Source organism: Paracoccus shandongensis, assembly GCF_017315735.1.
Taxonomy (GTDB): domain Bacteria; phylum Pseudomonadota; class Alphaproteobacteria; order Rhodobacterales; family Rhodobacteraceae; genus Paracoccus; species Paracoccus shandongensis.
The window spans coordinates 42,343-64,413 of sequence record NZ_JAFLRK010000010.1 but is presented as its reverse complement, the minus strand read 5'-3'; the positions used below and the strand labels follow the sequence as shown (position 1 = coordinate 64,413).

The 22,071-nt window shown below is 66.2% G+C and carries 21 protein-coding genes and 1 pseudogene; 13 read left to right on the top strand and 9 right to left on the bottom strand.

Annotated features, from left to right (window positions below):
- Window positions 1-29: 29 nt before the first annotated feature.
- Window positions 30-800, bottom strand: coding sequence for a helix-turn-helix transcriptional regulator (locus JX613_RS09060; RefSeq protein WP_336512287.1), 771 nt, complete (start codon window positions 798-800; stop codon window positions 30-32).
- An 89-nt stretch (window positions 801-889) separates the two neighbouring features.
- Here JX613_RS09060 and JX613_RS09055 point away from each other — a divergent pair, with 89 nt between their 5' ends.
- The 8 genes from JX613_RS09055 to JX613_RS09020 all read left to right on the top strand — a co-directional run bounded on the left by JX613_RS09055 (window position 890) and on the right by JX613_RS09020 (window position 8,398).
- Window positions 890-1,981, top strand: a complete 1,092-nt coding sequence (locus JX613_RS09055) for an ABC transporter ATP-binding protein (RefSeq protein ID WP_207101138.1) — start codon at window positions 890-892, stop codon at window positions 1,979-1,981.
- A 73-nt stretch (window positions 1,982-2,054) separates the two neighbouring features.
- A complete protein-coding gene (locus tag JX613_RS09050; RefSeq protein ID WP_207101137.1) occupies window positions 2,055-3,212 on the top strand; it encodes an ABC transporter substrate-binding protein in 1,158 nt (385 codons plus the stop codon).
- Window positions 3,213-3,226: 14 nt separating this feature from the next.
- A complete protein-coding gene (locus tag JX613_RS09045; protein WP_207101136.1) occupies window positions 3,227-4,078 on the top strand; it encodes an ABC transporter permease subunit in 852 nt (283 codons plus the stop codon).
- A gap of 11 nt (window positions 4,079-4,089) precedes the next feature.
- Window positions 4,090-4,896: an ABC transporter permease gene (locus JX613_RS09040; protein WP_207101135.1), complete on the top strand. Its 807-nt coding sequence runs from the start codon at window positions 4,090-4,092 to the stop codon at window positions 4,894-4,896.
- A gap of 21 nt (window positions 4,897-4,917) precedes the next feature.
- Window positions 4,918-5,676, top strand: a complete 759-nt coding sequence (locus JX613_RS09035) for an SDR family NAD(P)-dependent oxidoreductase (RefSeq protein WP_207101134.1) — start codon at window positions 4,918-4,920, stop codon at window positions 5,674-5,676.
- A 134-nt stretch (window positions 5,677-5,810) separates the two neighbouring features.
- A complete protein-coding gene (locus tag JX613_RS09030; RefSeq protein ID WP_207101133.1) occupies window positions 5,811-7,466 on the top strand; it encodes a serine hydrolase in 1,656 nt (551 codons plus the stop codon).
- A gap of 378 nt (window positions 7,467-7,844) precedes the next feature.
- Window positions 7,845-8,102: a type II toxin-antitoxin system ParD family antitoxin gene (locus JX613_RS09025; RefSeq protein ID WP_207101132.1), complete on the top strand. Its 258-nt coding sequence runs from the start codon at window positions 7,845-7,847 to the stop codon at window positions 8,100-8,102.
- A complete protein-coding gene (locus tag JX613_RS09020) occupies window positions 8,081-8,398 on the top strand; it encodes a type II toxin-antitoxin system RelE/ParE family toxin (RefSeq protein ID WP_237168463.1) in 318 nt (105 codons plus the stop codon). The genes JX613_RS09025 and JX613_RS09020 overlap by 22 nt, the downstream gene beginning before the upstream one ends.
- 125 nt (window positions 8,399-8,523) lie before the next feature.
- On the opposite strand, the gene JX613_RS09015 is transcribed toward JX613_RS09020, so the two are convergent.
- Together JX613_RS09015 and JX613_RS09010 are read right to left on the bottom strand one after the other, a co-directional pair.
- Window positions 8,524-9,075 (bottom strand): nucleotidyltransferase family protein, encoded by a 552-nt coding sequence (locus JX613_RS09015; RefSeq protein ID WP_207101131.1) that lies wholly within the window; start codon window positions 9,073-9,075, stop codon window positions 8,524-8,526.
- A gap of 129 nt (window positions 9,076-9,204) precedes the next feature.
- Window positions 9,205-9,366 carry a hypothetical protein gene (locus JX613_RS09010; protein ID WP_207101130.1) on the bottom strand — a complete coding sequence of 54 codons (162 nt, stop codon included), beginning with the start codon at window positions 9,364-9,366 and terminating at the stop codon, window positions 9,205-9,207.
- 57 nt (window positions 9,367-9,423) lie between these two features.
- On the opposite strand from JX613_RS09010, the gene dctP reads away from it, so the two are divergent.
- The 5 genes from dctP to JX613_RS08985 all read left to right on the top strand — a co-directional run bounded on the left by dctP (window position 9,424) and on the right by JX613_RS08985 (window position 14,513).
- The gene (dctP, locus tag JX613_RS09005; protein ID WP_207101129.1) at window positions 9,424-9,927 is read left to right on the top strand and encodes a TRAP transporter substrate-binding protein DctP; all 504 of its coding nucleotides are present in this window, start codon (window positions 9,424-9,426) and stop codon (window positions 9,925-9,927) included.
- 120 nt (window positions 9,928-10,047) lie between these two features.
- A complete protein-coding gene (locus JX613_RS09000; RefSeq protein WP_207101128.1) occupies window positions 10,048-10,509 on the top strand; it encodes a TRAP transporter small permease subunit in 462 nt (153 codons plus the stop codon).
- A complete protein-coding gene (locus JX613_RS08995; RefSeq protein WP_207101127.1) occupies window positions 10,510-11,823 on the top strand; it encodes a TRAP transporter large permease in 1,314 nt (437 codons plus the stop codon).
- Window positions 11,824-11,981: 158 nt separating this feature from the next.
- Window positions 11,982-12,473, top strand: a complete 492-nt coding sequence (locus tag JX613_RS08990; protein ID WP_207101126.1) for a DUF421 domain-containing protein — start codon at window positions 11,982-11,984, stop codon at window positions 12,471-12,473.
- A 267-nt stretch (window positions 12,474-12,740) separates the two neighbouring features.
- On the top strand, window positions 12,741-14,513 hold the full coding sequence (locus JX613_RS08985) for a helix-turn-helix transcriptional regulator (RefSeq protein WP_207101125.1): 1,773 nt from the start codon (window positions 12,741-12,743) through the stop codon (window positions 14,511-14,513).
- A gap of 356 nt (window positions 14,514-14,869) precedes the next feature.
- Here JX613_RS08985 and JX613_RS08980 read toward each other — a convergent pair whose 3' ends face one another.
- From JX613_RS08980 to JX613_RS08950, 6 genes and pseudogenes are all read right to left on the bottom strand, one after another.
- Window positions 14,870-15,262 (bottom strand): RidA family protein, encoded by a 393-nt coding sequence (locus JX613_RS08980; RefSeq protein ID WP_207101124.1) that lies wholly within the window; start codon window positions 15,260-15,262, stop codon window positions 14,870-14,872.
- Between the two features lie 31 nt (window positions 15,263-15,293).
- Window positions 15,294-17,120, bottom strand: coding sequence for an ABC transporter ATP-binding protein (locus JX613_RS08975; protein WP_207101123.1), 1,827 nt, complete (start codon window positions 17,118-17,120; stop codon window positions 15,294-15,296).
- 1 nt (window position 17,121) lies between these two features.
- Window positions 17,122-17,970, bottom strand: coding sequence for an ABC transporter permease (locus tag JX613_RS08970; protein WP_207101122.1), 849 nt, complete (start codon window positions 17,968-17,970; stop codon window positions 17,122-17,124).
- Window positions 17,967-18,917: an ABC transporter permease gene (locus JX613_RS08965; RefSeq protein WP_237168462.1), complete on the bottom strand. Its 951-nt coding sequence runs from the start codon at window positions 18,915-18,917 to the stop codon at window positions 17,967-17,969. Before JX613_RS08965 ends, JX613_RS08970 begins: the two co-directional genes overlap by 4 nt.
- A 6-nt stretch (window positions 18,918-18,923) precedes the next feature.
- Window positions 18,924-20,312: pseudogene (locus tag JX613_RS19850) on the bottom strand (ABC transporter substrate-binding protein).
- A 186-nt stretch (window positions 20,313-20,498) separates the two neighbouring features.
- Entirely contained in the window at window positions 20,499-21,980 is a 1,482-nt protein-coding gene (locus tag JX613_RS08950) for a M81 family metallopeptidase (protein WP_207101119.1), read from the bottom strand.
- Window positions 21,981-22,071 lie beyond the last annotated feature (91 nt).

Sequence of the window (22,071 nt, the reverse complement as noted above, 5' to 3'; positions counted from 1 at the left end):
AACCAGATCAGAGGGTTTTGTCCGGTGTTCTAGGAAACCGAGGCCAGGAAGCGCGCAAACAGTTCCCGTTGCGACGAGATGCCAAGCTTTGCATAGATGTTGCGGCGGTGGATCCGCACCGTGCCCGATGCGATCCCAAGCGCCTGTCCCGTCGCCTCGGCCGAATGGCCCTTCAGGACATAGCCCACGATCTCGCGCTCGCGCGGTGTGAGGCGGTCCAGGCCCTGCCCGGTCAGTTCCGCCTTCCTGGCCGCGCGGGTGGCGAAGATTTCCGCAAGGCCGGACCAATGCTGTCCCATCAGGGCCGTGACGATCGGCGAGATCCTGGAAAGACGCCGGAATTCCGGCTGGCTGAACACCTTTTCCTCGCGCATCAGGGACAGGACGACATGGGCATCGCCAGGCAGGTGCGCGAAATAGCCGATTTCTTCCGCGATCTCGGTCCGCATGTAGTACGTGCGGAAATATTCGCCCTGATAGAAGCGGTCGGGTGCCAGGTCGCGCAGCCGATAAAGACCGGGGGGCACCGGACGGACCGCCCCCAGGAAAAAGGGGTCGAGAAGATAGGGCCCCTCGACATAGTCGCTGACAAAGACCTTGCGTCGGGCCTGCGGAAAATCATCGTGGATCTCAAGGGGGCGGCTGTCGCCCTGATAGCCGAAGACAACGGTGAACGTGCAGGGCATCACCGAGCGCAGCCATGCCGTGAGCGCCGGGCAGAAGCCGGCCGTGCCAAGCGCGGCGATGGCCGCGGCAAGCAGTCCGGTCTGGGCCCCTTTGGTATCCGCAGCGTCAAACACCACCGAACTATGCTTTTTGTGATATATACAGCCTTGCCATGATTTTCTACGCTTTTCCCCAAGTCAAGGGATAGGCTTCCGAGAGCAGCATGGACGTTCAACCCATCGCCGAACTGAGGGCCGTGACCAAGCGGTATGGCCTGGTCACCGCCGCACGCGGGCTGAACCTCACCATCCGGCAGGGAGAGTTCCTGTCCTTCCTGGGCCCCTCGGGCTGCGGCAAGACCACGGCGCTGAGGATGCTTGCGGGCTTTGAACAGGCGACCGAGGGCGAGGTTCTGATCGATGGCCGGGTGGTCAACGGGGTGCCTCCGCATCTTCGCCCGGTGAACATGGTCTTTCAGCAATACGCCCTGTTTCCCCATATGAACGTGGCGCGGAACGTGGGCTACGGGCTTGATCAGCGCCGCCCCCGTCCCCCCGCTGCCGAAATCGCGCAAGAGGTGGGGCGGGCGCTGCAGATGGTGCGTCTTGCCGGCTTCGGGGACCGGCGGATCTGGGAAATGTCGGGCGGGCAGCAACAGCGTGTCGCGCTGGCGCGGGCCATCGTGAACCGGCCCAAGATCCTGCTGCTGGATGAACCCATGGCCGCGCTGGACAAGAAGCTGCGCCACGACATGCAGATCGAACTGAAATCGCTGCAACGGGAACTGGGCATCACCTTCGTCCTTGTGACCCATGACCAGGAGGAGGCGCTGTCCATGTCGGACCGGGTCTGCATCATGAACCAGGGGCAGATCGCCCAGATCGGCACGCCGGAAGACCTGTATGACCGGCCCCAAAGCCGCTATGTGGCCGATTTCGTGGGGCGGTCGAACTTCATCCCGTCCCGGGTGGTGGGCATGGCGGGGGACCGGGTCCGCGCGCGGGGGCCACAGGGCCTGGCCTTCACCGCCCGCACCCCCGGGCCGCTTGCGGCGGGAACAGAGATCGTGCTCTCCCTCCGGCCCGAAGATGTCCGCATTGCCCCGCTTGGGGCGCCGGATGGCCACCCGATGCGGATCACGCATCGCATCTTCCTGGGCGAACATACCGAATATCACCTTTCGTCGGTGGCCATCGGCCATCTGGTCGCCGTGGTCCCGCGCGGCGCCGATGCCGCGGCACATGACCTGGAAGTGGGCGCCGAAGTCGCCGCCCTTTGGCGCGACGGCGGCCCGCTGGCGCTGACCAAGGACTGATCCCGATCAACAGCGACCTGCGCAGACCCATGCGCGGGCACCTTTCCTTCGCATCACTCAACAGGGGAAAAAGATGACCGACCGCCGTGCCACCGCCACTGAAAGACACTTTCTCCAGACGCTGGAAAGCTATCGCAAGGGGTCGATTTCGCGCCGCGATTTCCTGGCCCGGACCGGCCTTGGGCTGGCGGCCGCCGCGATGGCCGGCGCCATGCCCGGCCTTGCGCGGCAGGCCTGGGCGCAGGGAAGCATCGGCGACCGGGTCGTGATCGCGACCTGGCCGAACTATCACGCCCCTGAAAGCCTCGAAGCCTTCCGCGCCGCCACCGGGGCTGCGGTGGACGTGAACGTCTTCGGCTCGAACGAGGAAATGCTGGCCAAGCTGCAGGCAGGCGGCGCAGGCTGGGACGTGGTGGTGGCGACCAACTACACCATTTCCACCTATGCCGAGCAGGGCATCATCGAGGAACTGGACCTGTCGCGCATCCCGAACTTCGATCCCTCGGCCTTCGATGCCCGCTTTGCCGGCCCGGGCGTCATCGATGGCAAGACCTATGCCATCCCGCGCAATATCGGCACGACCGGCTATTGCGTGAACACCTCCGAACTGGACGGCGCCACGCCCGCCACCTGGAAAGAGTTCTGGGATCTTGCCCGCGACCAGCTGTCGGGGCGCGCGATGGTGCATGACTATCAGCTGACCGCCATCGGCAACGCGCTGAAGTATTACGGCTATTCCTTCAACTCGGTCGATCCCGCGGAACTGGCCGATGCCGAAAAGCTGCTGATCGACACGAAGCCGCATCTCTTTGCCATCAACTCGGATTACCAGCCCTCGATGCGTTCGGGGGACGCGGCCATGTCGATGTGCTGGACCGGCGACGCGGTGCAGTTGCAGCGCGACATGCCGGAAATCGCCTATGTGCTGGGCAGGGAGGGGGGCGAGCTGTGGTCGGACTTCTTCACCGTTCCGGCCTCGGCCCCGCACCGCGACGCGGCTTACGCGCTGATCAACTTCCTGCTGGCCCCCGAGATGGCGGCCCAGGAAGCGCGCTTCCATGGCTATCCCACCGGGGACAGGCGCGTGGATGCGCTGCTGCCCGACGAGATGCGCAACAGCCCGATCCTTTATCCGGCGGCCGAGCTTCTGAACGCCCTGGAATTCGGCGCCGCAGTCACCCTCACCAACCCCGAGCGGGCCGAGATCATGGCCCGCTTCAAGTCGGCCTGAAGGGGGGAACGGACGTGCGGCCAGCCCTGCGCACCACCCTTTTCCTGGCACCCGCCACGGCATGGCTTTTGTTCATGCTGGTGCTTCCCCTGCTGGTCGTCGTCCTGTTCAGCTTTGGCGAAAGGGGGGCTGCGGGCGGATACGTCCCGGCCTTCACGCTGGACAATTACGCCAACCTGTCCGCGCGCTGGACGGCCTTTCGGAACACGATCCTGCTGGCCCCGCTTGGCACGGTGCTGTGCCTGCTGATCGCCTATCCGCTGGCCTATCACCTGGCGATCAAGGCCGATCCGCGCTGGCGCACCATCCTGCTGATCCTGGTCATCGTGCCGTTCTGGACCTCCATCCTGATCCGGTCCTATGCGTGGATCCAGATCCTGGGCGGCAACGGCCTTCCCCGCCTGATCGCCGAACTGGGTCTTGGCCGCCCCCGCCTGATCAACACGCCCTTCGCGGTGCTGGTGGGGATCGTCTATGGCTATCTGCCGCTGATGGTCTTTCCGATCCATGTCGCGCTGGAAAAGATCGACCGCCGCCTGCTGGAAGCCTCGGCCGACCTGGGCAGCCCGCCCTGGCGGACCTTCCTGCAGATCACCTTGCCGCTGTCGCTGGCAGGCGTGGCCACAGGTTCGATGCTGGTCTTCATCCTGCTGATGGGGGAATTCCTGATCCCGCAGATCCTGGGCGGCGGAAAGGTGTTCTTTGTCGGCAACGCCCTGGTCGACCTGTTCCTTCAATCCCGGAACTGGCCCTTCGGAGCCGCCGTGGCGGCGACGCTGGTGCTGGTCATGCTGGTCACCGTCACGATCTATCTGCGGGCGATGAAGCGCCTGTCGGGTGGGCGCGACGATGTCTCGATGATGTAAGGGGCGCGCTGATGAGGCTGTATGTCCTTTCGGTCTATCTGTTTCTTTATATCCCCATCGGCATCATCGCGCTGTTTTCCTTCAACGCGGGGCGCCATGCGGCGCAGTTCACGGGGTTTTCCACGCAATGGTATGGCAAGGCGCTGAACAACCCCTTTGTGCTGGAGGCGCTGAAGACCAGCTTCGCCGTGGCCCTGGCCTCGGCCCTGCTGGCCACGATCTGCGGGACGCTTGCCGCGATCGCGTTGCAAGGCATCAGGGGCTGGATGCGGATGGTCTATGACGCGCTGATCTACATGGCCGTGATGGTGCCCGGCATCGTCATCGGCATCGCCACGCTGATCACCCTGGTGACGGTGTTCGGCACGCTGAACCCGCTTCTGGCCGCGATCTTCGGCGGCGAAACCCCACCGCAACTCGGCCTGGGGAAAGGGTCGCTGATCGCCGCGCACGGGCTGTTCACCATGGCGCTGGTTGTCGTGATCGTGCGCGCCCGCCTGCAGGGCATGGACCGCACCCTGCTGGAGGCCGCCGCCGACCTGGGCGCACCCCCCATGCGCAGCTTCGTGCAGATCACCCTGCCGCAGATCGCCCCCGCGGTGCTGGCGGGCTTCCTGCTGGCCTTCACCTTCAGCTTTGACGATTTCATCGTCGCGTTCTTCGTTGCCGGATCGGAAACGACCCTGCCGATCTATATCTTCTCGTCGATACGGCGGGGGGTGACCCCTGAAATCAACGCCATCGGGGCGATGGTCATGGCGGCCTCGCTGGTGCTGCTGATCGCGGCCCAGATGATCCTCCGCCCCCGCAAACGCTGACATGCCTTCAAAGGATGGACCATGATGCTGAAAGACCGCGTGGCCTTCATGACGGGGGCCGGTGCCGGGATCGGACGGGCGGGCGCGATGGCCCTAGCGCGCGAAGGGGCCTGCGTCGTTGTGACCGACCTTGACGCCGGCCGTGCCGCCGCCGTCGCCCGCGACATCACCGCGCAGGGGGGACAGGCCGAAAGCCTGGGCCTTGATGTGACCGACGATGCGGCGCTGTCGGGCGCCATTCTGGACACGGCGGCCCGGTTCGGGCGGCTGGATGTCCTGCACTCGCACGCGGGCGTCCAGGTGCCGGGACGGCTGGACCAGATGGATGTGGCTGGCATGGACCTGTCCTGGCGGCTGAACGTGCGGGCGCATTTCGTGGCCGCCAAGGCCGCGATGTCCGTCATGGTCCCCCGCAGGATGGGGTCGATCATCATCACGTCGTCCAATTCCGGCGTGCAGCATGACCGCGGGATGATCGCCTATTGCACCACCAAGCACGCGGTCATCGCCATGACCCGCCAGATCGCCGCCGATTACGCCCGCCACAATGTGCGCTGCAATGCCCTGTGCCCCGGTTTCGTCGACACCGTCTTCAATGCCGGCTTTGAGGAGCAGATGGGCGGCCGCGCGGCATTGGAGGATTATGTGCGCGACACCATTCCGATGGGCCGCTTCGGAACCCCCGAGGAGATCGGCGAAGCCATCCTCTACCTCGCCTCGGACAGGTCGGCCTTCATGACGGGTCATGCCCTGGTGATCGACGGGGCCGAAAGCGTCTGATGCGCGCCAAGGGCGAACAGCCCGGCGCGCCAGGCCGGGCGCGCGGCCCCGCCCTTGCCACGCCCCCCCATGACCGGGCAGACTGCGGCACCTGCCCGCCCCGGCAGGGCGGAAGCCTCGGAAAGAAGCGTGACATGACCCCCCTGACCGCCCCGGCGCTGGCCGTGGCCCTGACCTTCGGAGGCGCGGCCATGGCGCAGCAGACCGGACCCCAACCGGCCGAGCCGCTGTCGGCCCGGGCCTCGGACCCCGGGGTGCTGGGCTGGATGCAGGGCCAGCCGCCCGCGCCCGACAAGACCATCCGTCCGGGCGATCCCGATTTCTTCGCCTTTCCCAAGCTGCGCTGGACCGTCTGCCATTTCAGCCGGATGATGCCGGTGGTCGCCGTGGACCGGGGCCCGGATGCCGCCGCCCCGCTGCCCGAGGCGCTGGACCCCGCGATCGGGGCCGTCGCCTTCACGCCCCTGGGCGGCGGCGGCGGGCGGATGACCTGGGACGAGGCCTCCGACGCCAATTACAGCGACGGGGTGATCGTGCTGCACCACGGCCGCGTCGTTTATGAACGCCATGGCGGCTGCCTGGAACCCGACGGCCTGCACGGCGCCATGTCGGTCACCAAAAGCCTGACCGGGCTGATGGCCGAGGCGCTGATCGCCGAAGGGCGGCTGGACGAGGCCGCGCCCGTGGCCGGAATCATCCCGGAACTGGCGGGCAGCGCCTTTGGCGACGCCACCGTCCGGCAGGTGCTGGAAATGACCACCGCGCTGGACTATTCCGAGGATTACGCCGACCCCGGGGCCGGGGTCTGGACCTATTCCGCCGCGGGCAGCGCCTTCCCCAAGGGGCCGGATGACACCGGCCCGCGCGGCTATTACGAGGCCTTGCAGGGCATCGGAAAGGGCGGCACCCATGGCGAGGCCTTCGGCTACAAGACCCCCAACGCCGATGTGGCGGGCTGGCTGGTGGCCAGGGTGACGGGCCGGTCGGTGGCCGATCACCTGGCGCAAACCATCTGGTCGAGGCTCGGCCAGCGGCGCGAGGGCTATTACACCGTCGATGCGCTTGGCACGCCCTTCGCGGGCGGGGGCTTCAACGCAAGCCTGCGCGACATGGCGCGATTGGGCCAGATGATCCTGGACGGCGGCCGCGCGGGCGACAGGCAGATCATCCCCGAAGCCGCCATCGCCCGCCTGCGGCAGGGGGGCGACCGGGCCCGCTTCGCCAAGGCGGGCCATGACCTGCCGGGCTGGAGCTATCAGGGCCTGTGGTGGATCACCCATGACGACCACGGCAGCTTCACGGCGCGCGGCGTCCACGGCCAGACGATCTGGATCGACCCCCGGGCGGACATGGTGATCGCGCGCTTCGCCTCGCACCCGGTGGCGGCCAACGCGGCCAGCGACCCGACCTCGCTGCCCGCCTTCCGCGCGGTGGCCGATTACCTGATCGCCCATGACGACCAGCCCCTGCTGGGCGCGGAATGGGTGGCCGAGGACATCGGCGGGCAGGGCGTGATCGACAACAGCCACGCCAGCCTGCAGTTCCTGCGGGACGGGCGGCTGGCGGGGAACGGCACCTGCAACCGCATCCTGGGCCGCTACCAGGCCGAAGGCGGGCGGCTGGCGCTGACGCCCGCGGGAACCACGATGATGGCCTGCCCCGAGGCGCTGATGGCGCAGGAACGCCGCTTCCTGGACGCCCTCGGCCGCGTGGACGGCTACCGGATCGACGGCACCGGCGCGCTGGTCCTGACCGCCGCAGGCAACCCCGCGATCACCGCCAGACGGTAAGGGACGCACACCGCCAGGGCGACGCCCCTTCCCGGCGGAAACAAGGCAGAACCGTCGCGCTGCAAGCCGCCGGATCGCGGCGCGCGGACGCTTGATCCGGCCTGCCTGCCCCCGGACCGAAGGCGGCGGATGGTTCCGGGCGAAGGCCGTGGCCGAGCATCATCCCCGGCTCGTCACCGCCAACGTCGCGGGCGTGGGCGTCCTGCAACTACCGGTCCCGATGGTGCGCGAGAACCTCGACAGCGGCGCATTGCAGATTGCATCGGAGGATGTCCGATGCCGGGCCGAGTTTGGCCCAAGGAACGGGGGGATCCAGGGAAGGAGACTTGATAACTGTTATGAAACTTGCCATCTTGGTTCCAGCATAAGGAGCAGGACATGCTGAGTGCCGAACTTGGACCGAAGCTTGAAGGCTATGTGGCAAAGCTTGTCGAAAGCGGCCGCTACAACTCGAAGAGCGAGGTCGTGCGCGAGGGTATCCGCCTGATCCAGGAGCGTGAAACACGCCTGGCCGTGCTGGACCAGGCCTTGGCGCGTGGCCTGGCCGATGCCGACGCAGGGCGGGTGCGGCCTGCCGGGGACGTGGCGGCGCGGCTGGAAGCCCGGTACGAGGCATGGCCGCGCGGCACGGAATGATCGTCGAGATCACCGCCACGGCCGAGGCGGACCTGGAGGGGATCGGCGACCATATCGCGCGCGACAATCCCGCGCGCGCCGTGACCTTCATCCGAGAGCTTTACCAGTGCTGCATGGACCTGGCAGAGATGCCGCTGGCCTGGCCGATCGTGCCCCGCCACGAGCGCCATGGCATCCGGCGCCGGGTCCATGGGCGCTATCTGATCTTTTACCGCGTTGCCTCCGATCGGATCACGGTCCTGCATGTCGTGAACGGCGCCATGGACATCGAGGCGATCCTGTTCCCTGACGGATGACGCCGGGGGCAGCCATCCCGAACCGGGATGCCGATGGGCCTGATCCCCTCGTCCCGCGACCCCAAGGCCCTGGCCGTGTCGGTCATGGCCGAGGCGATGGCCGCCTTCGCGCAGGCCGTTCCGGCCTAATGCCCCGCGAAATCGGAGGGATGGTCGAAATCCGCCAGCCGTTCGGCGGGAACATGCAGGTGCGCGGGCCGGGGCAGTTCCCTGAGCAGGGCCCCCGCGCCCCGGTCGCCTTGCAGCGTCATCAGCCGGGGCCGCCAGCCTGGCGGAAAGATCGCGGGCGGCATGGGCATCCCGTCCTTCCACGCGCAGGCAGGCCTGTCCGGCGGGGCCGCGATCAGGCGGCGGTAATCCTCGGCCCGGACCAGCGGCATGTCGCCAAGCGCGATCAGAAGCCGCGCGTCGGGCTGGCCCAGATGCGCCACGCCGGCCCGGATCGAATCGGACTGGAGTCCGGGGGCGATCATTAAGGTCGCGAAGCCCTCGTTCTCCAGCAGGCGGGCGATCCTGCCGGACCGGACCACCGCAAGACGCCGCAGGATGCCCGCCCCCGTCAGCGCGCGGGCGGCATGGACCACCAGCGGCAGCCCGTCGAAGGGGGCGGCCAGCTTGTCGGCCTCGCCAAAGCGCCGGGACGCGCCTGCTGCCAGCAGCAACGCGGCGATGGTCATGGCCAGCCCCCTTTGCGACAGTCCGACACCCCTGCCCGTTCATGCCGATCACGCGCGGGATTTCCAAGGCCTGTTTGCGCCCCTGCCCCTTCGGGCGGCGCGCCGGGGACTGGCGGAAGCTTTGCCGCGTCACCCCGCTGCGGCAGGCCCCCCGTCCTGCGCCAAGACCGCGCGCAGCACGTCCCCGAAATGGGCCACCGGCAGTTCCGCGGCCTGTTCGGGCCAGACGTAATGCAATTCCAGATCGACCTGGAAATCGGCCAATGGCAGGATCCGCACGGCATGCGGCACGCGCCACCGCTGGCAGGCATTGACGAAGCAGACGAGCCGAAACTGACCAGCGACGGAATGATCGACCTTGAAGGCCTGATCCTGCGCGCCTCGCCCCTCTACAAGGAGTTTTTCGACGAGATCGGCGCCCAGGCCATCGTGATGCCGATGGGCGACACCTATACCGCCCTTGAAAGGGGGATGATCAACGGCGTGGCCTATCCGGCGATCGGCTATCGCGACTTTGGCTGGGACAAGTTCACCCGTTATCGCGTCGATCCCAGTTTCTTCGGCATAGATGTGCTGATCTCCATGAACCTGGATGCCTGGAATGCGCTTTCGGACGAATCCAAGGCGGTGCTGGACGAGGTCGCGCAGGAATTCGAGCGCGAAAGCTCGGAAGCCATCATCAAGGAAGACCAGGAGACGCGCGCCGCGCTCGAGGCCGACGGAATGGCGGTGGTCGAGATGACGGGCGAGGGTCGCCAGCGTTTCCTGGACGCCGCGGCGAATGCAAGCTGGACCCGGATGGAACGGCGCGATCCCACCCATGTGGAAGAACTGCGCGCGCATTTCGAATGACCTTGAAAGGGCCGTCCGGACCGGGCGGCCTCATTGCTTAACGCCTCATGAACAAGGCCGTTCGGAAATATGGAAACCTTATTCAAGAATGTGGCCAGGCTGTCCTGGCTATGCGCATCCGTGGCAAAGGCGCTGATCGGGCTGAGCATCGTCATGGTGATCGTCGACGTGACCGTCCGCAACATGGGCTTGCGGCCCATGACCTGGGCCATCTCGGCCACGGAATACAGCCTGCTCTATATCACCTTCCTGTCCATGCCCTGGCTGGTCAGGACACGCGGCCACGTCTTCGTGGTCTTCCTGCGCTCGACGTTTCCCCCCTCGGCCCGGCGCATTCTGGAGGCCGGGGTTTATCTGCTCTGCCTGCTGTTGTCGGTCTATCTGGGCTATGTCGCCCTGGCGTCCCTGTCATCGGCCTTGGCCACCGGCAGCTTTGAAAGCCGGACATTCGACATGCCGAAATGGCTGATCCTGCTGCCGATCGTGATCGGCTTCTTCCTGTCCGCGCTGGAATGGCTGGCCTTTCTGCTGACGCCCGCCTCGCTTTACACCGTTTCCGCCGAAGACCTGGAGGGCTTGTAATTGGAATGGCTTTATCCCTTTTCGGTTCTGGTGGGGTCCGTCGTCGTCCTGATGGGCCTTGGCCTGCCGGTCGCCTTCGCCTTCTTCACGACCAACATCATCGGCCTGATGCTGTTTTTCGGCGGCACGCGCGGGATCGTGCAGATGGTGTCGAACTTCAGCGAGGCCGTCGGCACCTATACCCTTGCCCCCCTGCCGATGTTCCTGGTGATGGGCAGCCTTTACTTCCGGTCGGGGCTTGGGGAACGGGTCATCAACGCGCTTGACCTGGCGGTCGGCAACCTGCGCGCCAGGCTGTCATACGTGACCCTGGCGTCGGGGGCCGTCTTTGCCGCCCTGTCGGGATCCAGCCTGGCCAATGCCGGCATGCTCAGCTCGCTGATGGCGCCCGAAATGCTGAAGCGCGACTACAAGCCCCGCATGGCCTATGGCCCGATCCTGGGCGCGGGCTGCCTTGCCGTGATCATTCCGCCCTCGACCCTGGCCGTTCTTCTGGGATCGCTGGCGCAGATAGACGTGGGGGCCCTGCTGATCGCGGGCATCCTGCCGGGCCTGATCCTGGCGATGATGTTCGGGGGGCTGATCTGGTTCCAGGCCCACCGCGACCCCCAGGCCGCCCCTCAATACGCGATCGCCCCGGTGGCGAGCGGGGAAAAATGGAAGGCCATCCTGTCGAACATCATGCCGATGTCCTTTCTTGTCTTCTCGGTGGTGGGGACGATCATCCTTGGGATCGCCACCCCCACCGAATCCGCCGCGCTTGGCTGCGCCGGGGTCATCATCCTGCTGGTGATCTATCGCAAGCTGACCTGGGGCGTGATCTGGAGGTCGCTGGACGACGCCATGAAGGTCACGGGCATGACGTTCCTCATCATCTCGGCCTCGATGACGTTCTCGCAGATCTTCGCCTTTTCGGGGGCATCGAACGGGTTCATCCAGTCCCTGATCGCGCTTGACCTGGGGTATTACGGGATCATCGCGCTGATGGTGGTGACCATCCTCATCCTGGGGATGTTCATGGACCAGGTGTCGATGATGCTGATCACCCTGCCGATCTTCATGCCGATCGCTGCGCAATACGGCTTTGACACGGTCTGGCTTGGGCTGATCCTGCTGCTGGCCTTCGAGGTCGGGCTGGTCACGCCGCCCTTCGGCCTGCTGCTCTATGTCGTGATGGGCGCGGGCAGCCGCCAGGGCGTCACACTAAGCACCGTTGCCATGGCCGCCCTGCCCTATGTCGGCGTGACGATCCTGATGATCGCGCTGATCGTCATCTTCCCGCAGCTTGCGCTGCTTCTGCCATCGCTTCTTTAGCCAGGGCCGCATCGTTCCTGATCTTCTGGACGCGGCCGAGCCGACCGCGACCTGCAGAAGCATGTTCCATCGAGGCAGGGGCGGCCTTGCCAAGGAAGCCGGAACCCGGGGTGACAAGCGGGGATTGAACACCTGCAAGGACTTGAAGGACCGCCGCCATGTTTGAGCTTGAAACCCCTTTGCTGGAACTGATTGCGCGCGGCGCGATCCTGTTTGTCCTGTTCATGACGCTGTTCCGCCTGCTGCCGCGCCGCACGGGCGGAGAGCTGGCGCCGATGGACCTGGTGTTCCTGCTGCTGATCACCGAGGCGGCGTCCCATTCCCTGGGGGACTACAGCTCGGTCGTGGATGGCGCGGTGCAGATCATGACGATGCTGGCGCTGAACTATCTGGCCAACTGGCTGTCCTTCCGCTTTCCCCGGTTCGAGCGGCTGATCGGGCATGAGGCGCTGCAGGTCATCAAGGACGGGCAGATGATCCCCCGCAACCTGAAAAAGGAGATGCTGACGGCGGACGAGCTGATGGGCAGCCTTCGCCTGAACGGCGTCGAGACCATCGCCCAGGTCCGCAGCGCGCATGTCGAGGGCGACGGCCGGCTGAGCGTGGTGACATACGGCAGCGGCGGCGGGGCCACGGAAGGCGCCGCCTGAACGCGGGGGCAGCCCCGCGGGCGGCGGGGTGACAGTCGGCAGGGCGGCAGACGACCAAGACCCCGCCCTTGATTACGCCAGAAAAGGGGACACAGGCCACGGTCCATGGCTGGGCAAGGCCCGGTGCCAGATCGCGGCCTAGCCATGGATTGCGGACGGATACGCCCCTGACGGCCATCATCGTCGGAAGGGTTCGGTCAGGCGAAAGGCGGTTGATCAGGCGGCACGGGAAGGCTTACGGTTTTCCCGCACTTGCAGGAAGACGCCATGCCCGGTCGGAAATCGAAAACGCCGCTTGCCGATCAGCACATGTTCCTGTCGCCGCAACTCGATATCGGGGCGGACCCGGAAGACGGCTCGGACCTGGACCTGATCGCAAGCACCTATCGCTCGGTTCTCGACGACTCGGCCTTCGAGGACATGATAGCAGGCTGGGAAAGCAGGCTGACGACCTCGGGGGCCGGAACCCCGCAGACAAAGGTGTCGCGGCGCCTGCTTGGCCAGTTGGCGATCTTCCGCGACACGCTCGACAATCTCGGCGCTCCGGTGACCAGCGACCCGTTGAAGGTCGCGGTGTCAGAGGTTCCCGGCCCGGCCCTTGTCATCTCGCCCAATGGACGGGTGGCCACCATCAACATCTCGGGAGAGCGCGCCTTCGGGGTCAGGCAGGGCGGGCAGATCGATCCCGCGCGGATCGCCCCGGGCTCGCGCGAGGATTACGACGCGCTGCTGCGCGCCTCGGGAGAGCGGCATAACGGGGCGCACGCCATTCTCACGATCCTGCCCGCCGCCGGGGAATACGGCGAAACCCTTCTGGCGGAAGCCTATCTTCTTCGGGCGGCGGGCCAGAACCGGGACCATATCGCGATCCGCTCGCTGGAAATCGCGTGGGCGCCCCGCGCGGGGGACCGCTTGCAGCAGGCCTTCGGGCTGACGCAGGCGGAATGCGAGGTGGCCGAGCTGTTCTTCCAGTCCCGCAACCTTGACGCCATCGCCCAAAGGCGGGGCGTGTCCTTGCTGACGATCCGCACCCAGATCAAGACGATCATGGGCAAGATGGGCGCCCCCTCGAACGTGGAACTGATGCGTCTTCTTGCCATGGTCGCAAGCCGCGAGCAGGTCGGGCTGACGGGGGCAGCCCCGGTCTGGCACGACCCGCTGAACCGCGAAAGCATCATCCAGACGGGCGGCGGGCGCAGGATCGCCTGGACCTGGATGGGCGACCGGCACGGCCTGCCCGTGGTCCTGTCCCGGGGCATGACGATGACCTATCTCTTGCCGGCCGACTGCGAGGCCCGGCTGAAGGAGGCGGGGATCTGCCTTTATCTGCTGTCCCGGCCCGGCTATGGCAACAGCACGATCGACGCGTCGCTTGACGTGATGGAGGACAACCGCGTCGCCCTGCGCGCGTTTCTGGACAGGATCGTGGGCCGCCCCTGCCTGGGGGTCGGCCAGGCGGACGGGGTGTTGCCGCTTGTGGCCGAAGCCGCGGCCGATCCCCGCCGGTTCCACGGCCTCCTGGCGGTCGGATATGCGGGGGGCTTCGACATCCCCGGCCTCCAGCGGCTTCCGAAGATCCAGCGGGTGATGCTGCAACTGGCCGGAAGCGCCCCCTGGGTGGCCGAACTGATGGCGAAATCCGGGCACCGGATGATGCGGCAGCACGGCCTGGACTGGTATCTGGAGCGGGCCTTCCGCACCAATCCGATCAACCAGGTCACCCTGCGCAATCCCGACTGGACTGCCCTGATCCGCAACGCCTGCGAACACGCGCTCAAGCAGGGCCATGTCACCTTTGTGCGCGAATTGCAGTTGACCCACTTCCCGATCGATCCCGCGCTGCAGGCGCTGGCGATCCCGTTGCTTTATCTGGCGCCGCTGGACGACCCGGGGATCGATCTTGATGCCTGCGGCAGGCTTGGGAAGCTCAACCCCAGGATAACCGTCGAACCTGTGCCTGACGCGGCTGAACTCATCCTTTACCAGCGCAGCGACCTTGTCCTGGACAGGATCATCGCCATGGCGCGCCAGAAAAAATAAGCCGCATACCCCATTTGGGGTATGACCGCGCCGCATCTGTTTCATAGGCAGTTCCCACAAGGTCACCCTGCGTAACGAGTGGGCACGCCCCCCAGGTGGTGCGGGTATTGGTTCTGGCCTTGTGATCCGTTGGCGCCTCATCGTTTCGACGGTCGAGGCTTCACGAATTGGGCGCCCTTGCGGCGCCCTTTTTCGTTTTGGACCTGTCGGGCTGCGGGCCTTTCACGGCCGACCAGCCCGTCGCAGGCAGCGCATGGACATGGTTGTTCCGGCCCACATCAAGGGGCAGTTTTGCCAGGATCCCTGACTGATGCCCTGGATGACTTCCCTCACGCCGCCTTGCCGACCGGTTGGCTTCAGGCCCGAGGCTTGCGCCAGGCGATGCAGTCGACCTCGACCTTGCAATCCACCACCATCGACGACTGCACGCAGGCCCGCGCCGGGGGATTGTCCTTGAAGTAGCTTTCAAAGACGCCGTTGAAGCTCCAGAAATCGCGCGCATCGTCCAGCCAGACGCCGACGCGCATGATGTCCTCGGGGCCGTAACCGGCGTCGCGCACGATCTGCAGCATGTTCTCGATGGCGATGCGGGACTGCTCGACGATGCCCTGGCCCACCACCTCGCCGTCGCGCATCGGTGTCTGGCCGGAAACGTAAAGCCAGCCGTCCGCCTCGGTGGCCTTGGCGAAGGGCAGCGGTTTCTGCCCCGACCCCTTGCCGGCGCCGACCCCGTGTCGGGTAATGGTCATGATGATGTCCTTTCGGTCTTTTGCGGAAAGTTCAGGGCAGTTGCACAAGATGCCCGGGCGACACCTCGTCGTAGCGCCGCTTGGGCGGCACATAGTCCAGGGGCCGGAGGGGACTGCGGGCTTCTTCGGAGGCAAGGGCCGGGATCCTGGTCCCCCGCCGCGCCGGGTCGGGGATCGGCACCGCCGAGATCAGGCGGCGGGTATAGGGATGCCGGGGGTTGCCGAACACGGCGGCACGGGGACCGATCTCGACGATCTCGCCGAAATACATGACGGCCACGCGGTGGCTGATGCGTTCGACCACGGACATGTCATGGCTGATGAACAGGTAGGCCAGTCCTCGGCTGGCCTGCAGATCCATCAGCAGGTTGGAAACCTGCGCCTTGACCGAGACATCCAGCGCCGACACCGCCTCGTCCGCGACGATCAGCTGCGGCTCCAGCGCAAGCGCCCGCGCGATCGAGACGCGCTGCCGCTGCCCGCCGGAAAATTCATGCGGATAGCGGCTGGCCATGTCGGGGGACAGCCCGACCTGTTCCAGCAGCTGGGTCACGCGGTCGCGCACCGCACGCTTTTCAAGCACACCATGCGCCAGCATCGGCTCGGCAATGGCGCTGCCGACGGTGATGCGCGGATTGAGAGAGGCGAAGGGATCCTGGAAGATCATCTGCGCCGAACGCCGCAGGCCCCGCAGGTCGCGCGCATTCATGTATGCGATGTCGCGGCCGCCGATGGTGATGCTGCCTGCGGTGGGATTTTGCAGGCGCATGATCGCCCGCCCGGTGGTCGATTTGCCGCAGCCCGATTCTCCGACAAGGGCCAGCGTTTCGCCGGGCATGATGGAAAACGACACATCCTCGACCGCGTGGATGCGTCCTTGCGGCAGGTCGAACCGGATCGACAGGTTCGACACCTCGACCACGGGGGCCGTTCCTGCCGTGACCACGGGCATTTCCCTGCCCTCGCTGGCGGCGCCGGTGGCCGGATCGACCTCGGGAAAGCGGCGCGGTCCCGGGGTCGCGCCCATCGTGCCCAGTTGCGGGATCGAAGCCAGCAACATGCGGGTGTAAGGTTCCCTGGGCCGGGCAAACAGCGCGTCCGTCGCGCCCGTTTCCACCATGTCGCCGCGGAACATGACCACGGTGCGGTCCGCCACCTCGGCCACCACGCCCATGTCATGCGTGATGAACAGGACCGCCATGTCCTCCTCGCGCTGCAATTCGCGGATCAGATGCAGGATCTCGGCCTGGATGGTCACGTCCAGGGCGGTGGTCGGCTCGTCCGCGATCAGCAGCTTGGGCCGGCAGGCCAGCGCCATGGCGATCATCACCCGCTGGCGCATCCCGCCGGAAAACTTGTGGGGGTATTCGTGCAGGCGCGATTTCGCGGCGGGGATGCGGACCCGGTCCATCAGGCGCAGGGCCTCGGCTTCCGCCGCGGCCCAGGACAGGTTCCTGTGCAGGACCAATGCCTCGGCCAACTGGTTGCCGATCGTGAACACCGGGTTCAGCGAGGTCATCGGTTCCTGGAAGATCATGCCGATCCGGCCGCCTCGGACCTTGCGCATCTCGGCCTCGCCCAGGGTCAGCAGGTCGCGGCCGTCAAGGAAGATGCGGCCTTCGCTGCGCGCCCGGTCGCGCGGCAGCAGCCGCATGGCGGACAGCGCCGTGACGCTTTTGCCCGAACCGGATTCACCGACGATGGCCAGGGTCTCGCCCTTGTCTATGTGGAAGCTGATGTCGCGGATCACCGGCCGCCATCCATCGGGCGTGCGGAACGATGTTGTCAGCCTGTCGACCTTGAAGACAGGGCCCTGGCTGGTCCCGGGCTTCAGGACAGGGTGTAGCAAAGCATTCATGTCAACGTTCCTTCGACAGGCGCGGATCGACCAGATCGCGCAATCCGTCGCCCAGCAGTTGCAGCGACAGAACCGAGAAGACGATGGCAAGGCCGGGAAAGACCATCAGCCAGGGCGCGTTGTTGATGTATTCCCGCCCCGACGCCAGCATCGTTCCCCAGGTCGGCATGTCGGTCGAGACGCCGACGCCCAGGAAGGACAGGCTCGCCTCGGCCAGCATCGCGGAGGCGAAGACGAAGGTGGCCTGCACAAGGATCGGCGAGGCCAGGTTCAGCAGAAGATGCCGCGTCAGAACCCGCCAGAGCGGCAGGCCCAGGGTCAGCGCGGCCTCGATATAGGGCATCTCGCGCAGCACAAGCGTCGATCCGCGTACGATCCGCGCCAGCCGGGGCGCATAGGTGATGCCCAGGGCGATGATGACGGTCGGCAGGGACGGACCCAGTGCGGCCACCAGCGCGATCGCCAGCAGGATGTCGGGAAAGGACATCATCGCATCCAGCAGCCGCGAGATCGGCGTGTCGAGGCGCGGAAAAAAGCCCGCCGCCACGCCCAGGATCACCCCCAGCACCGTGGACAGCGCCACCACCCCCAGGCTGACCAGCAGAGAGATCCGCCCCGCATACATCGCCCGCGACAGGATATCGCGGCCGAACTCGTCGGTTCCGAACAGATGGACGGCCGAGGGGGGTTGCAGCTTGTTCACGATCGACAGCTTGTTCGGGGCATGGGGCGCCAGCAATGGCGCCAGGATCGCGGCCAGCAGGACCACGGCCAGGATCACCAGGCCGACGATCACCGCGCGGTTGCGCAGCAGCGGCCGCAAGCCGGAAAAAAGGTTGAAAGAGGTCATATCCGCACCCGAGGATCGGCGGCGACATACAGCATGTCGACGATGAAGTTGATCAGCACATAGATGGCCGCGACCACCAGAAGCGCGCCCTGGATCACCGGATAGTCGCGCCGCAACACCGCCGAGACGACAAGGTTGCCCACGCCCGGCAGGCCGAAGACGGTTTCCGTCACCACCGCGCCCGCGACCAGCATCGCCACCGACAGGCCGATCACGGTGATGATCGGCACCATGGCGTTGCGGAAAGCGTGCTTCAGCACCACGCGGCTTTCGGACGCGCCCTTGGCGCGGGCGGTGCGGACATAGTCGTCGCCCAGCACGTCCAGCATGGCGGCGCGGGTAAAGCGGGTGATCAGCGCCGAATTGACCACCCCCAGCGTCACCGCCGGCAGGACCAGATGCGCCAGCCGATAAAGGAAGGGCGTATCGGGGCCCCCATAGCCCGAGGCCGGAAACCAGCCAAGCTGCACGGCGAAGACCTGGATCAGGATCAGCCCCAGCCAGAAGCTGGGCACGCTGGCCGCCACCATCGTCACCGTCACCACGACCTGGTCAAAGCCGGAACCCCGTCGCACCGCCGACAGGATCCCGACCGGCAGGGCGATGACGGTGGCGATCAGGATGGAAAACAGCGTCAGGAAGAAGGTCGGCTCGGCGCGCGACAGCAGCGCCTGGCCGACCGACTGGTCCAGAAAGATCGACCGGCCCAGGTCGCCGCGCAGCAGCCCGGCCATGAACTGCCCGTATTGCACGATCAGCGGCGCGTTGAGGCCCATCTTCTCGCGCAGCTGGGCGATGTCCTCGGGCGTCGCATCGCTGCCCAGCATCACGGCGGCCGGGTCGCCCGGTGTCACCCGGACGATGATGAAGACCAGCGTCGCCACGATCAGCAACACCACCGCCATGCCCATCAGGCGTCTGAGAAAGGCGCGGATGACCCGGTTCATTCCTGCTTACTCCTTGGGGGTGACGTTCCAGAAATGCGGCCAGTAGGTCGGCTCGTACCCCCCCACCGCCTTCGAGATCCCCGAGACGGCATTGAAGTTGCCGACCTTGAACAGCGGGGCGTCGTCATAGATCACGGTCTGGATGGTTTCCCACGCCGCGACCTTTTCCGCGTCCGATGTCGCCGCCAGATAGGCATTCACCGCCTGCGTCTTCTGGTCCGAGACATACCAGCCCGGATAGCTGTCGGTGATGGTGTTGATCGTGCTGGGATCGCCGGGGAAGTTGGAATGGGTGATGAAGATGTCCCATTGCGCGGGATCGCCGCGCCGCTGGGTCAGCGTGGCCCAGTCCACCACCTGCAGGTCGGTCTTGAAGCCCGCGGCCTCTAGATAGGCCTTGGCGACCTCGGCGATCTTGTAGTGGAATTCGTACTGGCGGCTGGTCAGGATGCGCAGCGGCGTGCCGTCATAGCCCGCGGTTTCCAGCAACTTCGCGGCGCCTTCAGGATCGCCCGTGCCGTAACGCGCGACCCCCGCCTTTGTGTGCCAGGGATAGCCTTCGGGGAACAGCGAAGCATCGACGCTGAAGAATTCCTCGCTGCCGAAGGCCGCCAGCATCATGTCCTAGGGGTTCAGCGCCAGTTGCACGGCGTGGCGCAGATCCTTGTTGGTCAGCAGCCCTTCCTTCATGTTCATGTTCATGGACACCCAGCCGGTGTTTTCAAAGATGACCGGGGTGGCGGTGTCGCTGGCCTTGACGCGGTCATGGGCGCTGACCGGCAGGGAATCCGCGTAATCGAACTGGCCCGAGATCAGCCCCTCGACCCGGGTGTTGGCGTCGGGAACGGGGACAAAGCGGATCTCGCGGGCGATGGCCTCGCGCTTGCCGGCATAGTTGCTGATCTCGCCCTCGGGCGATTGATAGCCGTCAAAGCGGACAAGCTGCGTGTACTGGTCGGGCTTGCGTTCCTTCAGGGCATAGGGGCCGGTGCCCACGAACTCGGTCAGCTCGTCCGCGACCTTTTCGGAAGGCAGGATGATCGCCGCCTGAGAGATCGTCGCCAGCAGCGGCGAATAGCGCGATTTCAGCGTGAACACGACGGCGTTCGGCCCGTCCGCCGCCAGGCTTTCGACGACCTCGGCCACCTGCTTGCCCTTCGAGTTGACGGCCATCCAGCGGTCCAGCGAGGCCACCACGTCGGCGCTGTCGAAACCGCTGCCGTCGTGGAACGTCACCCCTTCGCGCAGCGGGATGCGCACGGTCAGGCCGTCTTCCGACACCTCGGGCATCGCCGCCGCCAGAAGCGGAACCGAACGCCACGCCGCGTCATAGGTGAACAGCGTCTCGAAGATGTGCTGGCCGATGGTCAGCACGATGTCGGTGGGCGTCTGCATCGCGTCCAAGGTGGGCGGCTCGCCGATGGTGGCGACGGTCAGGATGCCGTCGCCCGCCTGCGCCATGCCGGTCGTCAGCGCCAGGCAACTGGTTAGAAGAAGCGTCTTTTTCATGTCTGTTTCCTGTTGTTACGGCCGCTTGCGGGCCTTTTCGATGTGCCGCCCGGGGCGCCGGGCGGCGGTTTTTCAGCCGTCCAGCCCCAGGGGGTCGGGAACACGCGGCCAAAGGTCGTGACTGGCCTTGCGATAGGGCGTCGTCGCGGGATCCGTGGGATAGGAGGTCGGCGCCGAGACATAGACGATCTCGGAGGAGACGGGGGCAAAGCCCGCCTGGAAGTGGTTGGTCGATTTCACCAGCAGGTAATCCTTGGCCGCGAAGTCGATGCCGAGGTTGGCGAAGATGTCGGGCTCGTAGGTCTGGCTGCGGCTGGTGATCAGGATGATGTCCAGTTCCGTGTCCAGGACGCGCACCACCGCCACCCGGCCCAGCGTCACGCGGCTGTTGCGGAAGCTTTGCCAGCCTTCGTCCAGCACCCGCATGACCCTGATGCGCAGATCCAAGGGCTCGCCCCCTTCGGCGCAGGACTTGCCGCCGATCCGCAGGCCAAGTTCCGCGCCCTCGCCTGCGGCATGGGCAAAGCCCACTGCGACCGGATCCCAGACCGTCGCCACGCCCGCATTGGTCTGGCCCCGTTCGATCATCCGGCGCAGGACATGGGTGGCGTCGCCCGCCACGCCGCCGCCCGGATTGTCCCACACGTCGGCGATCACCACCGGCCGGTCGGGATTGCCGCGCCGGATCGCCCGGGCCCGGTCCAGACCGGCTTCGGTATCCAGCATCGGCATCGCCGTCTGCCGCCGCAGGCGATACAGGTCGTGGCCCAGCCGGCGGGCCAGGGCCGCGCCCTTTTCGGGATCGTTGTCGGTGACGACCACGATGCGCGTGCCCATTTCCGGGACATCGCCCGCCATGAAGCCGTGGATGACCGAAACCGACAGCACCCCGTCCCGGCCCTGCAAGGCCGCGATGCGGTCCACAAAGCCGCGCATCGGCGCCTGGCTGGTCGGATAGATGGTGATCATCCGGCAATCGAAGGACGAGATCACCGGACGGATTTCACCCCGGATCGCGCGCAGCGCCAGATCGACGACATGGGCGCCGCGTTCCTCGAAATCGGTATGGGGAAATTCCAGAAAGGCCGCCATCACGTCCAGGTTGCGCAGGCGCCTGGCCGTCAGGTGGCTGTGGGGGTCGAACTCCGCCGCGATCAGGACATCGGGGCCGCACAGGGCGCGGACGCGTTCCAGGAAATCGCCCTCGGGGTCGTCATAGCCTTGCGCCACCATCGCGCCGTGCAGGCCAAGCACGACCCCGTCGACCGGCAGCGCGGCCGCAAGCTGGCCCAGGATTTCGTCGCGCAGGTGTTCATAGGCCGCGCGCTGGATCAGGCCCGCGGGTTCCGCCCAGCACGAGGTGCCCTCGATCACCGTGAAGCCCTCGGCCCGGCCGCGCTGGCGCAGGATCGGCACCACCGACGAACACAATGTCGGCGTGTCGGGATGCTGGCCCGGCGGGGCATAGAAGGCGGCGCGAAAGGCGTTCAGATCGGTCGGCACCGGCGAGAAGGTGTTGGTTTCGGTGGCCAGGGACGCGGTGAAGATCCTCATGCGAGGGTTCCCGGGGCATCGGAAGGAAGGAAGCCGTGGATGCGGAGCATGATCGTTGCCGTAATTGATTTTCATCATTTACGCGCAGGAT